The organism is Moritella dasanensis ArB 0140 (assembly GCF_000276805.1).
GTDB classification, from domain to species: Bacteria; Pseudomonadota; Gammaproteobacteria; order Enterobacterales; family Moritellaceae; genus Moritella; species Moritella dasanensis.
This window is the reverse complement of record NZ_AKXQ01000006.1, coordinates 81139-95818: the sequence shown is the minus strand read 5'-3', so window position 1 is coordinate 95818 and position 14680 is coordinate 81139. Positions and strand designations below refer to the sequence as shown.

At 41.4% G+C, this 14680-nt stretch carries 10 protein-coding genes; 4 read left to right on the top strand and 6 right to left on the bottom strand.

All coding sequences use genetic code 11. The features are described 5' to 3' along the window. Positions 1-146 precede the first annotated feature (146 nt). The 5 genes from A923_RS0106640 to A923_RS0106620 all read right to left on the bottom strand — a co-directional run bounded on the left by A923_RS0106640 (position 147) and on the right by A923_RS0106620 (position 5769). On the bottom strand, positions 147-713 hold the full coding sequence (locus A923_RS0106640) for an EF-hand domain-containing protein (RefSeq protein ID WP_026006114.1): 567 nt from the start codon (positions 711-713) through the stop codon (positions 147-149). A 157-nt stretch (positions 714-870) separates the two neighbouring features. Continuing rightward, positions 871-1551 (bottom strand): response regulator, encoded by a 681-nt coding sequence (locus tag A923_RS0106635; RefSeq protein WP_017220883.1) that lies wholly within the window; start codon positions 1549-1551, stop codon positions 871-873. Between the two features lie 3 nt (positions 1552-1554). Next, positions 1555-2976 carry an ATP-binding protein gene (locus A923_RS0106630; RefSeq protein ID WP_017220882.1) on the bottom strand — a complete coding sequence of 474 codons (1422 nt, stop codon included), beginning with the start codon at positions 2974-2976 and terminating at the stop codon, positions 1555-1557. 136 nt (positions 2977-3112) lie between these two features. Continuing rightward, on the bottom strand, positions 3113-3628 hold the full coding sequence (locus tag A923_RS0106625) for a hypothetical protein (RefSeq protein ID WP_017220881.1): 516 nt from the start codon (positions 3626-3628) through the stop codon (positions 3113-3115). An 8-nt stretch (positions 3629-3636) separates the two neighbouring features. Further along, complete coding sequence (locus A923_RS0106620; protein ID WP_017220880.1) at positions 3637-5769, bottom strand: LruC domain-containing protein; 2133 nt, start codon at positions 5767-5769, stop codon at positions 3637-3639. A 467-nt stretch (positions 5770-6236) separates the two neighbouring features. On the opposite strand from A923_RS0106620, the gene A923_RS0106615 reads away from it, so the two are divergent. Beyond that, positions 6237-8885 (top strand): TIM-barrel domain-containing protein, encoded by a 2649-nt coding sequence (locus A923_RS0106615; protein ID WP_017220879.1) that lies wholly within the window; start codon positions 6237-6239, stop codon positions 8883-8885. Between the two features lie 114 nt (positions 8886-8999). On the opposite strand, the gene A923_RS22040 is transcribed toward A923_RS0106615, so the two are convergent. After that, positions 9000-9908, bottom strand: a complete 909-nt coding sequence (locus A923_RS22040; protein WP_017220878.1) for a LysR family transcriptional regulator — start codon at positions 9906-9908, stop codon at positions 9000-9002. Between the two features lie 247 nt (positions 9909-10155). Here A923_RS22040 and A923_RS0106605 point away from each other — a divergent pair, with 247 nt between their 5' ends. The 3 genes from A923_RS0106605 (at position 10156) to A923_RS0106595 (ending at position 14643) form a co-directional block, all read left to right on the top strand. Then, positions 10156-11799: a glycoside hydrolase family 13 protein gene (locus tag A923_RS0106605; RefSeq protein WP_017220877.1), complete on the top strand. Its 1644-nt coding sequence runs from the start codon at positions 10156-10158 to the stop codon at positions 11797-11799. 494 nt (positions 11800-12293) lie between these two features. Next, on the top strand, positions 12294-13652 hold the full coding sequence (locus A923_RS0106600; RefSeq protein WP_017220876.1) for a carbohydrate porin: 1359 nt from the start codon (positions 12294-12296) through the stop codon (positions 13650-13652). 124 nt (positions 13653-13776) lie between these two features. Then, the gene (locus A923_RS0106595; RefSeq protein ID WP_017220875.1) at positions 13777-14643 is read left to right on the top strand and encodes a MalM family protein; all 867 of its coding nucleotides are present in this window, start codon (positions 13777-13779) and stop codon (positions 14641-14643) included. The last annotated feature ends 37 nt before the right edge of the window (positions 14644-14680 follow it).

The following is a 14680-nucleotide window of genomic DNA, read 5'->3' as shown; positions in this document are numbered from 1 at the left end:
AGGAGCTTTTACACGAATAAACATGATCTAGTTAACACTAAAGTTATACTTCTTGGTTAAAAAACAGGTGATCGGTTAATAAAAAATGCCTGTTAGCGAAAACTAACAGGCATTTTTGGGATTGAGTGATTATGGTTTTCAGTTAATTAACGTTTGTTATATTGCGCTTTCATATCTTCTTTAGTAATGAAACCGTCACCGTTTGAATCTAATTTATCAAAGTGGTCGTTCATTTCTTGTTTTGAAATTTTACCGTCATTGTTGGTGTCCATTTTTTTGAACATCATGCCTTTGTGGTTTTTACCTTTATGATGTTTACCTTTGTTTGGCATGTCAGCTTTGGTAATAAAACCGTCGTTATCAGTATCTAGTTTATCAAAGTTTTCAGCTAAACGGCCTGTGGCTTCATCTTTTGAAATCTTGCCATCGTTGTTGGTGTCCATTGCTGCAAATTTTTCACCTTTATGGTGTTTACCTTTGTTTGGTAAATCTGCTTTGCTAACGAAGCCGTCATTGTCGCTATCTAATTTTTCAAAGTGTTCGGCGAGACGTCCTGTTGCTTCGTCTTTAGATACTTGACCATCTTGGTTGGTGTCCATTTGTTCAAAAGACACATGATTGCGTTGTTTGTTGTCATTGTCTGCATAAGCAAACGTCGTGGTAGTCATCGCTGTTAATAAGGCGGCGGTAATAAAGAATGTCTTTTTCATCATGATCTCACTTGTTGCTTGTTGTTAGGCTTAAACAAGATTAACTCTCCGTGAGTTAATCTGTTGATGGGGTAACTATAAGCAACAAATGCGCAGGCATTATGGATAAAATGTGGAGAAAATGTGGAGATTAAGCATCATGTTCAAAAAACGAAGAAAACTACAGCGTAAAGCGGTAGCCAACCCCATAAATGGATTTGATGTATTCATTGTCCGGTGCTGCATCTTGTAATTTTTTACGTAAGTTTTTGATGTGACTATCAATGGTACGGTCGGTGACTAAGCGATGGTCCGCATAAATTTTTTGCATCAGCTGGTCTCGGTTAAATACTTGACCTGAATGTTGATTAAAAAAGCTTAACAGACGAAATTCTGCGGGTGTTAACGTTAGCTCATGATTGTCGAACGTGGCTTTCATTTGCTCATCATTAATCACTAGGCCATGTGGTGTTGACGGTGCTGCTACTTCGGCAGTTCGGCGTAATACATTTTTGATGCGAGCAACGACTTCACGTGGGCTATATGGTTTGCAGATATAGTCATCCGCGCCGAGTTCAAGTCCTAATAAACGATCAATTTCATCGACACGCGCAGTGGCCATCACGACGGGTATTTGGCTGAAGGTGCGCAATTCACGATAGATATCGAGACCATCACGGTAGGGCAACATTAAATCTAAAATAAGCAGATCTGGTTTGTGCTGTTTTACCCAGTCAATTACTTCAAGGCCATTATCAATGATGTGGGTTTGAAATCCTGCTTGGGCAAGGTATTCACATAACACGATGGCCAGTGATGGTTCATCTTCAACCACGAGTATTGTTTTTACTAACGGAGTCATGGATTAATTGTCCTTAATCGGAAGTGATATCGTTATTTTTAAGCCGCCAAGTGCGGAATGCTGGGCACTGATATGACCATTATGCATCTTGACGATGTTTTCACAAATAGATAAACCCAAACCGGAACCGCCATAGGCACGACTGCGAGATTTATCGACCCGATATAAGCGGTCAAACAGTTTCGGTAAGGCTTCGTCCGGCACACCAGGCGCGCTGTCTTCAATGGTTAATAACACGGAGTCGTGAGTCTGTTGCAGGTTGATGTGTATCTGGCCTACTGGATTGGTATAGCGATAACTGTTTTCAAATAAATTACCAATTAGCTGGGCTAATGATTTGGCATCGGCGTGTAATAACGTGCATTGGTTGCGATCGTATAAGCGCTGTATTGCAATTTTTTTGTCGGCTAAACGGACTTCATTTTGATTGGCAATATTATTGATGATATTAGTGATATCGACTTTCTGTGACGTATCGATAAGCACACCACTATCAGATAATGATAATGCATATAAATCATCAACTAACCGGGTCAGGGTCATGACTTGATCGTGCAATGATCTAATATATTTGGGTTCGGGTTTGCGGATACCGTCTTCAATGGCTTCTATTTCACTGAGCAATACTGCAATCGGGGTGCGTAGCTCATGAGATATATCAGATAACCATTGTTCTCGAACGTGTTTCTGGGTCTTGAGTTTGGTGGTTAATAGGTTAAAGGCGAGCGATAACTCGGCCAATTCATCTTTACCACGCACATCGATTTGATAATCAAAGTTACCGTTGGATAACGACTTTGCGGCGTTATCTAAGTTTTTGAGTGGTTTTAAAAAATGACGTACTAATAACGCGGCAACAATGAATGAGAACAGCGCTGCCCAAGCTGCAATCCAATAAAAGTTGTCGAGTTGTTGTCTTAAGAAACGTTCGGCTAAATGGCCTTTAATATTTTCTCTTTGGATAATGGATAACCAGCCAATGGTCTGTGTATCTTGGGTGATTGCAACCTTGGTAATTTGTACATTGTCATGTAAACGCTTTAAGTTTTTGCGGTTACCAATAAGGGATTTACCATTTGCATCGAGTAAATTAAGACGTACTTCGAGTCGGTTATAATTAGAACGGCTTTTTCTTGCCGGCATATCAGCAAGCTCTTTGGGTTTTCGGGGATGCTCGCCAATATTTCTTAACAGCTGTCGCCATAACTCAGGCTGTTGTTGGAGTTTGCGCCAGCCTTGCTCTACTGAGTAATAGTCACTGATATTTTCAGCCATGTTTTCAATGCGTTCGACTTCACTCTGGTTTAGGTAGCTTTGAAAACCATTTTGAAAGCTGTTATTGATCAGTAATGCCATGCTTACCATCATTAGCATACTAATGAGTATTAACGAGATAAACAATTTGTGGAAGATGGTTAAGCGCATTTAAGCGACCTCTGAATAAGTGAATCCAGATTATTATACCCAAGCTACTTCAAGATACACAATCAGCATCTTGAATTAACGTGGGTATATATGTGCTTGTTGCTGATTGTGGGAGGTAAATGTTAGGTTCACTGAGTTAGTTAACGCTAAGGGTGATGGTATTGTTAGTGATGAGTACTTCATGATAACTGGTGGTTGCATGCTGTAACGATACGACTTCAGCTAGCAAGGTTTTTTGTTGGTTTAAAATATAAATAGGGCCTGAATAACTGCAAGTTTCGGAATCTATTTGCATGACCTGACTACTTGGATCTGGGGTGAACCCCGAGTCTGAAAGGGTATCGTATTCTTTATAAATATTGATATTACAGGGTTGAGCACTGTTAGAGTCCACCTGCAACTGCATGGTTGTTGATGCTCGATAGGTTAATGTACTTGGAGCGGTGATGTTTTTTAAGCTGTTGTTATTACTTGCTGTTGGAATAAAACTGTCTTCATCTTCGGTCAATACTTGTTTGGCACCGTCCACCGTGGGTATCGTTTTATTAGTGGGTGGCGTTACGGTGTTTCCCGATGGCGAGTCACTGCCGCCACAGGCAGAAATAAACAGGGAAACAACCGTGCAAATGAGTAATTGTTGATTAATGTTCATAGCGATACCTACTTATACGTTTTGTTGGTATTAGGGTGATTAAACCAATCGACATTTAGAACTCCACCACTGAGAATAAAGTCAATAAATTCTGGATAAGCAATAGAGATATCAGTACCTTCATACGCAGGACTCCATTCAGCGCCGACTACTATCGCCCAAGGTAAATTGCGCTCGTCTCTGTAGGTTCTTGATGGGGCTTGTGAAGTATCATCATGCAGGCCAAAATAGCTGGTACTACCAAGATCGGTAACAGGGTTATCCGCTAAATGCACTTCAAAGGCGCGACCTGGCATAGTACTACCGTAGAAATCATTACGACTGCGATTTTCACTGCCAAAGATGAAAGGGTCTAATGGCATGTCTGGCATTGCTGAGAGAGCAAGAGGCGTCGTTAGTGGGATGGTAATATCAAATGTGAATAGATCGCTATTTCCGCAGCCCTGCTCTGTCCGATAGAAACTTAATCCACAATTATTTTTCAGAAAAGTATGCTTGAGATTTTCGGTAATAATCACCACTGCATTAGTTTGGCCTTGCTCGAGAGGTGTTTTATCTTGTAATACCAGGCCATTATGGCGGAGTTTAATCAAGCTCTCATCGATTTGTGAACGGGCGATACCGGGTAATTGTATTGCAAAACCATTAGAATAATCAGCACCGTAGGCAGCGAGCTCTCCAGCTATATCGATTCTGACCACTTTATCGTTTTGCATGACTTGTGTGACTCGATAATGAATTAATACATCATTAAAATCATAATCACCGACTTCTGGCCACATATCTTCGTAGGCAATGGTGACAAAATCATTTTGACTCGGGTAATGTAAATAGGTGGTATTGGCTGTCGAGATGTTGATTTGATAATCTTCAACTTCGCCATACACATAACCGCCATTATTACTGGCATCTTCGACATTGCCGACGCGAAAGCGTGACCAGCTTGCGCCAGCACTAGCATCATCTGGCACACGGAAAAGTACATCATGACTGCCGGGTAGTAATTGTAAACCACTAATTGCATGTTCGTTGGCGTCATTGAAGTCACCATCGCGGTTCCAATCAAACCAAGCATTGAGGTAACTACTTGCTTCACCGCCAATGACGACATTGACTTGACCATCTAAGCCTGGGGTTAGGCTGGTTTTAAATATGATCCCGTCTTCATCATTAATACTGATGCTGTCATCAGAACTTGGATAAATTCTCGCATCTGATTCTGCATCGACACTCGAGCCTAAAAAGTAGTTGTAGTAGTTAATCAAGTGACGGGCACCGTTGTTAGCTAATGTGGTGCCGTAAGTATCAGGTGCATCACCGTAATCGGTATTCGAAGATATCACTGGGGCATTAGCACAGCGGGCACCATCATTACTGTTGGTTGGTGATGCTTGGGCAAAATATACGGTGGCACCAGAAATATTATTTGGATCGGTAATATCGGTGCGATAAATATTGCCATCATTGTTACGGACAAAATAAAGGTTACCTAAAATATCGAAATAAGCGGCGCCAAACGCGCTGCCGGGTGCCGTGAACCCTGTGTTAGCGACGACGCTGGCAGTACCATTGGTTGGGTTTATACGATAGAGATCACCGGTTGAGCTTTCAACTGCATATATGTTGCCATCAATAGGGTGAAAGGCAAAGTCGGCAATGCCCATGCTTTGATTGGCACCGCCTATTTTGTTGATCGTGAGGTATCCAGCATCGCTGGAATCTAAGCTGGTATAGAAAAGGCCAGTATTTTTGCGATAAAAATAATATTTATTATTGTAAATATCACCGACATAAAAATTATTAGTCGGCGGATTCGTAAAAGGTAATACCGTGGCTTTAAAGTTACGATCAAATTTGACCAAGGCGAGTGCTTGCTTATTGAAGCCGTAAATATAGCGGTCGGTTTCGTTGAAGGCGATAGCATTTACGACATCCGTGCCTAAGTTATCGTCGATTTGTATCGTCTTTACTGAACCGGTAGATAAATCGACAGACTTATAATGAGTGGCGTTATTGTTGTATTGAGATAAGAACGCCTCGGTAGGGCACAAATCAAAAGGCGCTGCGTAGAGCAGGTTTGGTGTTACTACATAAAGTAATAGTGAGACGAATATATAACGTAGAGAGGTAAACTTAATCATATTATCATTCCTCAGTCCTTGAAAGTGCATTTTGATGTGTACCTAGGTTGTAATGCATATCTTAAGCCAATATTAAATCCCTTTGTAAACAGTGGTTTATAGTTTTGTTCTTTAGCGCATTCGCAAATTGCAACGCATAATGACAATTAATTTGCAGATGCGCTGATTTTTGAAGTGTAGTGTTAGCTGAACTTACTATAGTGCAGCGTGGCATTTTTATTTAACCATACCTACAAAGTGTGATGGATGTAATTATCTGCATACATTTTCTGTTGCTTAATTGTGATACTAAGCCTTACGAGTGTGACTCGCTTCATAATTGATATCTTCTCCTCTCTTAATCTCCTCCTTATAACTGTTTCAAAGGGTTGATTTAATTGTTTTTTAATTACTTTATTATGATGGTGGATATTTGATTTTCAATTCATGAGTTGTAAAAACAATTAGCAATGAAGGAAATATATTATATGAACAAAATGTCAATGCAGCGCCTCATTTTGGGAATTGCGGTGCCGAGTTTACTTGCGGTGAGTGGTTCTGTTTATGCAGAAGTCGAAAGTTTTCGCTATCAAAGTGACAGCAGTTATCGACTGGAAGCCGTAGATATTTTTAGAATGCGCAAAGCCATGCCTGAAATTGATGTGCGTAAAACGCTTAAGCCTTTAATTGGAAATACGTTTTATAGCAGGGAGGCGTTTATTACCGCCCTGAAAGAAGAGCTTGATGATGAGATAGTTAACCAGTACCAGTCGATGTTGTTGGAAAAATCACAACGACAGGGTCATCATTTAGCAATTGATGTGTTAAGTGATGACATCATTCATATTGCCTACAAAGCTCAGTCAAAAGACACCGCTTTACCCACGACTGAACTGATCAATATCGCTAAACTAAATGGTGCCGTTAAGCTGAATGAAATCGCAGGTGGATTTACGACGCAAAATCTTCAAGTGACCGTTAATGCTCAAAACTTATGTGTGTCTGTGACATCCTTCAAGCAAGGGAAACTCACAGACGTTTGTCCTAATAAGGAACATAGTTTCACTTTGCTTTCGCAAGGCGATTATCAACTTAATGGCTTGGGTCAGGAGTTTCATTCTCCAGGTGAATTAAATAGTAATTGGCTTGGCTTTAAGCGCCAAGGCGGCAACAAAATGGAAGGCTATGAGGGTGGTGCAACGGGTAATACTCAATTCCCTATCTTATACGCCACCAATCCTAAGCAACAAAATTACGCTCTGTATCTTGATACTATCTATGCGGCTAATTGGGATTTCATGGAAACACCTTGGAAGGTCTCGGTATCACAAGGTAAACCAAGCTTTTTGCTGATGGCGGGAGAGGGATTAGCAGATCTTAGGCAGCAATATATGAAGTTGGTCGGTAACCCCTTGGTTCCACCGCGTAAAATGTTTGGTATGTGGCTGTCAGAGTACGGTTTTGATAACTGGGAAGAGATGGATGACAAACTCAAAACCTTAAAACAACAAGCGTTCCCGATCGACGGGGTTGTTATGGACCTGCAGTGGTTCGGTAATGTTGACAGTTTCAGCCCCGTCAGCCAGATGGGATCCTTAACATGGGATGTAAAAAACTTTCCTGAGCCAGAAAAGAAAATCCAATATCTTAAGAAGCAAGGCGTTGGTATGATACTGATCGAAGAGTCTTATGTCAGTGAGGGACTGGATGAACATCAGACGCTAGATGACAAAGGTTATTTGATAAAAGATCCGAAAACAGGTAAAGCGATTGATACTGATCCTAATGGTCTTGGCCATTGGTGGGGTAAAGGCGGTATGATCGACTGGACCAATGTTGCTGGTGGTGATTATTGGCATGACTGGAAACGAAAACCTTTAATTGATATGGGAGTTATAGGGCACTGGACTGATCTGGGTGAACCTGAAATGTATAATGCCGATGGCGTCTTTCTCGGTGATAAACCGCATGGCGATGTTCATAATGTATTTAACTATAAGTGGTTAGAAAGTATCTATCAGGGTTATCAGCGTAATCACACGGAAGTTCGCCCGTTTATGATGTCACGATCTGGTGCGCCGGGGATCCAACGTTTTGGCGCGACGATGTGGTCGGCTGATATAGGGAGTAACCTGCAAAGCCTGTCCACTCAATTTAGTATGCAGCCTAATATGGTGCTATCTGGTATTGATTACTACAGCTCTGATATTGGTGGTTTCCATCGCGGGGCATTAAAAGCATCTTCAAGTGAGCGTGAAGCAGCGCTTAATGAAACTTATACCCAATGGTTTGCTTACAGCGCGTTGTTTGAAGTACCGGTTCGCCCGCACACTGAAAACTTGTGTAACTGTAAAGAAACTGCACCGGATAGAGTGGGCGATCTAGCCAGTAATAAAGCCAGTATTAAACTGCGTTATCAGTTGATCCCTTACCTCTATTCGCTTGCTCATCGGGCTAATAATTCGGCTGAGCCAGTTTTCCCATCAATGGATTATTATTATGGCAATGATCCGCAGGCCGTGAATCTGTCAGCTCAAAAAATGATGGGTAAAGACTTACTGGGTGCCGCTATTGCTAAAATGGGGCAAAAGGCGCTAGACCTGTATTTACCAGCTGGTAAGTGGTATGACTATCGCACTGGCGAGATGACAGTCAGTAAAGGTGAGTGGCTTAAGCAGCAGTCAGTTTATGATAACGGTGTGATCCGCTTGCCGTTGTTTGCACGTGATGGTGCTATTATTCCGGTCAACCCACAGCAGAAAATGCCACTCACTAGCGATGTGCCTTTAACGTTGGCGGCGAAAATTTACGGTAGCCAAGGTGCTTTCACTTTGTATGAAGATGATGGTGCAACGAGTGCTTATCTGAAAGGGGAATTACGACAAACAAGTCTGACAACCCGTATCATAGAAGACGGGTTATTGCTTACTGTTGAAGCTAAAGGTCATTATCGTGATGCGCCGACAGTCCGTCCAGTCTCTATTGAATGGTACGGCATTGAAGGTAAAGTGCAGGCGGTTGAATTGAACGGCAACGTTATCTCCGAATGGACGCAGCAAAATGGTGTTGTGAGCGTTAGTACAACGGCGCAGCCTGTAAAACAAAAAGTTGAACTGAAGCTGATAATCGCTTCATAATTTAGCCAATTCTACGGGTGAAAATAAAGGTACTCCGGATTAAATCCGGGTGCCTTATATTTGTCATGACGCTGTTGAAATATCTCACGAATAGACTTAACCACTACAACCCCCCTAAATTAACTTACCATTCAATATCAACTGATGCTTGATATCTGCGACGTGTTTTACCAGTATTTCATTTAAGTGATAAATCCCAACTGTACCAGTTTGACCATCTTGGGCTAACGGCAAGGGCATTATATCTGCCTGTAAAAAGTAATCTGCCATGCTCAGTGGATAGGGCATAATTGCCGCTGTTGAGCTAAGAATATCGATGCTGGCTGTCAATGAGTTGATCTCATAGACAATGCGCTCTGATACTTTTTTTCGTTCTCTCTCTAGTTGCTTGGGCTGTGGATTTTCAATCAAATGCAGATAAGCGTCTGAATCAGGCGTTACTTGCAGTAAAGGATATAGCTCGGTATCTGCTTCTCGTAATTGATTAACAAGCAAAGGGTGGGAGTGATGGACAAACAGCGCTTCTTTATCCTGCAACAGTGGAATAAATGTGACATTGCAGCGCCGTGATAAGCCAATGATTTCATGACCGACAAACAAATCTATTTTACCGTGTATCAGCATATCCATCAATTTTAGATGGTTACCAAATTCAAGCTGAATCGAGATGGAAGGGTTATCGTCACTATATTGCTGGAGCGCTTTTTTAACAAAAATTTCCCACCATGCATCACCGGTGCCCATCTTAATTTTTTCAGTTTTTCTCTCTTTAAGATCTGCCATTTTGTGTAACAGTGAGTCGTGACGGCGTTGCAGTTCGAGCGCTTGTTCCTGCAATAATCGTCCATATTCAGTTAGTTCAACACCTTTAGATTTGCGGATAAATAAAGGCACATCAAAGTTAGCTTCGAGCTTTTTTATGTTATTGGTGAGCGTTGGCTGGCTAAGACCTAAATGGCTGGCAGCAAGGCTGATATTACTCAGCTCGGCGACGACAAGAAATTGTTTGTAGCTTTTATCCATAACGTAATGACTATGTGGCTGAAAGAGTTTGGCGATAAGTATCACATTTATTGAATTTGGTGGGAATCCGGATCCATTGAAACTTGTGATTTAGCTCTCTTAAATGACCTGTGATATAGAGAAAACCTATATCACGTGTGCGATGGGGTATTTTTAAACTGCTAATCAGAAGATTATGATATAGGTATTGAAGATATCACTTTTTTGATTTAAGCCGATTTAAGCCTATTTAAAGGAAATTCTGTCTATGAAAATGACCCCAAAGTGGTGGCACGATGCCGTTGTCTACCAGATTTATCCACGTAGTTTTTGTGATTCTAATAATGATGGTATGGGTGACCTGCAAGGTATTATCGGCAAACTGGATTACCTGAAATCCTTAGGTGTCAATGTGATTTGGTTATCGCCTGTTTACCGTTCACCAATGGATGATAACGGGTATGATATTTCTGATTATCAAGATATAGCTGCAGAATTTGGCACGATGGAAGATATGCTGCAGTTGCTTGCCGATGCCAAGCAACGCGATATCCGAATTATTATGGATTTGGTGGTTAACCATACATCAGATGAGCACCCTTGGTTTACAGAAGCCCGTAAATCAAAAGATAATCCCTACCGCGATTACTATATTTGGCGCCAGCCAAAAGAAGATGGTTCTGTACCGGATGATCAAGGTTCGGTGTTTGGTGGGGGTGCTTGGGAATGGGATGACAATACGGGGGAATATTACTTCCACCTGTTCTCTAAGAGGCAGCCTGATTTGAACTGGGAGAATCCGAAAGTTCAAGAAGAAGTGCATAAGATGATGAACTGGTGGATCGATCGCGGTATCGGTGGATTCCGCCTTGATGTTATCGATCTAATCGGTAAGGAAATTGATAAGAAGATTACTGGTAATGGGCCTCGTCTGCATCCGCTATTACAAGAAATGAATAAGGCGACCTTCGGTGACAAAGATCTGCTTACTGTAGGGGAAACATGGGGGGCGACGCCTGAAATGGCTAAACTGTTCAGCGATCCCGCGCGTAATGAATTTTCGATGGTGTTTCAGTTTGAGCATATTGCTCTGACTTGGAAGTACGGTGATAAATGGAACCCTATTGCACTTGATCTACCTGAATTCAAACGAGTGCTAACTAAATGGCAGATCGAACTGGCCGATGAGGGCTGGAATTCTCTATTCTGGAATAACCATGATCTCCCTCGCGCCGTGTCGAAGTTTGGCAATGATGGTCAGTATCGTGTTGAATCTGCAAAAATGCTGGCGACAACGCTGCACATGATGAAAGGCACGCCGTATGTTTATCAAGGTGAAGAGATTGGCATGACGAATGTCGCGTTCGACAGTATTGATGATTATCGTGATATTGAAACGCTAAATTTTTATAAAGAACGTACAGAAAATGGTGTAGCGCCGGAAACCATGTTGGCTGCTGTACATGAAAATAGTCGTGATAATGGTCGTACGCCAATGCAATGGAGCAATACGGATCACGCCGGGTTCTCACTGACTCAGCCTTGGTTACAGGTTAACCCTAATTACCCTGAAATTAACGTCGATGCGGCGTTGGAAGATAAAGACTCTATTTTTTATCATTATCAGAAGCTGATTCAATTACGTAAGTCATTACCTGTGATTGTACATGGTATTTTTGAGCCGGTATTTGAAGAGCATGAGCAGGTATTTGGTTATATTCGTTCAGATGAGCAGCATCGTCTGTTTGTTCTGAATAATTTTACGGCCAGCGCCGTCACTGTTGCTGTGCCTGAGTCACTTCAGACAGAGGAGGCTGAGTGTATTATTTTCAACTATGAATCACACCAACATTTAGGTACTACCGTAACCCTAAAACCTTATGAGTCTTTTGCTGTGTTGTTCTCAGCATAAACTGATATTGATTGATATCGAAGGTTAATTATTTTCTTGTTTAGGCTCTATTCATTGCTGTTTGAATAGAGCCTTTTGTATTTTTGGCTTCAAAATATTGACACTCAGTGTCGTGAATAGGAGATTGAAAGCTTGCTTGTAAGACATATCCCTAAAGGAGTGATTTATGTAGGCTGGAATTTAAATAAATATAATTAAAAGTATATTTATTTAATAAAATGTTAATGTTTTTTTATAACCATTACAGTCTTAAAGTATTGAAATAAGAGATGTTGGTCATGTTTTATTTTGGGGTTTCGTATTTTTATTACAGCAATACGCCTGATATTCGTGAGAGTTGTCACGAAACACTAATATAGACTTTTTACTACGTCCACCCCCTCCCCCCTGCTACTCCCCCGTGAGGATGAGGCGAAAAACGCTATCAAAGCTTAATATAATTACCGAAAAGATGACTAAACAACTCTTATAATAATTAATGAAGGGATACACTCATGACTCATAAACTTTTACCCGTAGCTGCGGCGATACTTGTAGCATTAACGTCTTACAATGTAGCAGCTGAATCAGGCACTGATGTATTAACCGATGGCTGGGAGGTAAACGGTTACGGTTCAATGAACTACCGTATGGTTGAAGGTGAAACAATTGATACTGAATACGGAAAGACTGATTACCTGACAGCTGGTACTCACGGTAAAAGTACTAACCAAGTAGAATTTGTTATCAAGAAACATACGGAGTTCCAAAATGGTGTATGGTCTAATTTTGTAGTACGTTCAGAATTCGGTAACGGCAACTCTTATGCTTATACTTCTTCAGGTAGCCAAAAAGAGAACGATACAGCTCAATTTGAAGTAAAAGAAACATATATTGAAATCGGCGCTATCCCTTTCCTTGGTCAAGACACATCTATTTGGGCTGGTCAACGCTACTTAAATCGTGCTGCAGGTCTTCTTTCAGGAGAGTTCTGGAAACAATCTTCAGGTGTAGGTGCCGGTATTCAAACAAAACTTGCAGGTAATACTGCTGGTTTTGCTGTTGTGAGTGCCGATCCGGATGCAGGCTCTGCTGATTCATATAGTATTGGTGATTGCGAGAAAGATGATGGTACGCCTTCTACTGATCCTAATGACTGTAAAGTAAATAAAAATGGAGCGGCTGAGCGAACTACATTAACATCAGCAGATTTCTATTACTACGGTGTTGAAGCCCTTGGTGGTAGCTTTGATTTTGATCTGAAATTCATGTCTCAGGCGAACAAAGATTCAAACTCTGACAGTGGTATCGGCGCATCGATTACTTATAACCGTGACTACTACGGTCTAGACGGTTGGACACAAACTGCAATTGCTTACGGTGAAGGCGTTGGGCAGAACCGTGGCGTAAACTTCGGAGGCTGGTCTGGTGGTGATGATAAGGCGAAGTCAATTTTCTTCACTTCTTACGGTGTACTAAATATTAGTGAGAATTGGCAAATGGGCTCTGAGTTGACTTATTTTGCCGCTTTAGATCAATTGTTTGGTGCCGATGATCTGGTTCGTTATCTTGCTGCAGTACGTCCTTCATATAAAGTAAATGATAATCTTCGTTTAGAAATGACGGCATCTTATGGTCATGAAGAAGGTAAAGAGGGTTACTGGGGACGCACAGGTGATTCGGTAGAGAGTAATATTATTAACCTAGAGATTGCATCTGTATTTACAGTTAATGCTGACTACTTTGGCCGTCCACAAATCAAACCTTATGTAAGTTACATCAAAGCAGATGATGAAGCTAGTGCTGATAGAATCGGCATTAAAAATGGCGACAGTGAAGTGATTGTTGGTATTCATTCTGAAATCTGGTTCTAAACCAATTTGATTTTAAGGCAGCCCTAGAGCTGCCTTTTTGAGTATATATCTATTAATTTTAAACAGTGAAATAATAGATATATGCCCACATATTATGACTAGCTGGGCTATTGGAGATTAAAATATGACAATGATAAAAACGACACTTGCCGCAATACTCGCGGTAACATTAATAGGCTGCGCATCTTCCCCTTCATCATCTATAGAAAAGAACGTGGCGGTAACCAAACAGGTTTGCTGTGCTAGCTATAGCGAATTTTCATGGGTACCGATGCAAGGTAGTAAAATTGATTTTACCATTGATGACTATTCCCAAGTTGGGGAATTCCCTGAAGGAAAAAGCTATTTCGCCGCTTTTGCATTACCTGCGAATGTCCAACGTATGCAGGTTGATTTAAGCAGCTGGATGAGAACAACTGGCGTTTTGGCACCTAAAATTATCCTATTAAACTCAAGTTTTGAAACCGTAGATGTGGTCGGTTTGGATGATTTTGAGGTTGAAATGGGTGGCATGTTTAGCCTGGCCAGTTACCAACATCGTTTTGAAATGGATCTGGCTACCACTCCGTATATGGTGGTTTACTCTCCGCAGGAGTATCGCAAAGGCGAAATACAGATCCCACACCCTGAGCGTATTCGAGCTGAAGATCTTGGCCTAGCGAGACCAATGGTGACTGATCCTGTGATCCAGCATCAGAAGTTTGGTTCTTTGGAATTAGGCCTTAAACCGTTAAATTTACGGTCTTACCGTGTGACTGAAACTGTTGTCGCGCCAGTGACTGCCATTGCAGCAACATTGGTCCCGGCAACCGCTGCCAATAAAGCTGCCGACGCAAAAATGTTGCCGGAAACAGAAGCTTTCTACAATACGCAAATTAAAGCGGCTGTCGGGAAAAACGACATGCATAAAGCACTTCAGTTGTTGGAAGAAGCGAAGCGTGCTGGTTCAAGCTCTGCAGAATTAACTTTTGTTGAATTAATTAAAAAGTAAATGACAATCAGCCGTCTTAGTTAAGATACAAAAGACA

Bases quoted from the DNA above. Each gene is read 5' to 3' on its own strand.
- A923_RS0106640 (WP_026006114.1), bottom strand. From the start codon at position 713: ATGATGAAAAAGACATTCTTTATTACCGCCGCCTTATTAACAGCGATG.
- A923_RS0106635 (WP_017220883.1), bottom strand. From the start codon at position 1,551: ATGACTCCGTTAGTAAAAACAATACTCGTGGTTGAAGATGAACCATCA.
- A923_RS0106630 (WP_017220882.1), bottom strand. From the start codon at position 2,976: ATGCGCTTAACCATCTTCCACAAATTGTTTATCTCGTTAATACTCATT.
- A923_RS0106625 (WP_017220881.1), bottom strand. From the start codon at position 3,628: ATGAACATTAATCAACAATTACTCATTTGCACGGTTGTTTCCCTGTTT.
- A923_RS0106620 (WP_017220880.1), bottom strand. From the start codon at position 5,769: ATGATTAAGTTTACCTCTCTACGTTATATATTCGTCTCACTATTACTT.
- A923_RS0106615 (WP_017220879.1), top strand. From the start codon at position 6,237: ATGAACAAAATGTCAATGCAGCGCCTCATTTTGGGAATTGCGGTGCCG.
- A923_RS22040 (WP_017220878.1), bottom strand. From the start codon at position 9,908: ATGGATAAAAGCTACAAACAATTTCTTGTCGTCGCCGAGCTGAGTAAT.
- A923_RS0106605 (WP_017220877.1), top strand. From the start codon at position 10,156: ATGAAAATGACCCCAAAGTGGTGGCACGATGCCGTTGTCTACCAGATT.
- A923_RS0106600 (WP_017220876.1), top strand. From the start codon at position 12,294: ATGACTCATAAACTTTTACCCGTAGCTGCGGCGATACTTGTAGCATTA.
- A923_RS0106595 (WP_017220875.1), top strand. From the start codon at position 13,777: ATGACAATGATAAAAACGACACTTGCCGCAATACTCGCGGTAACATTA.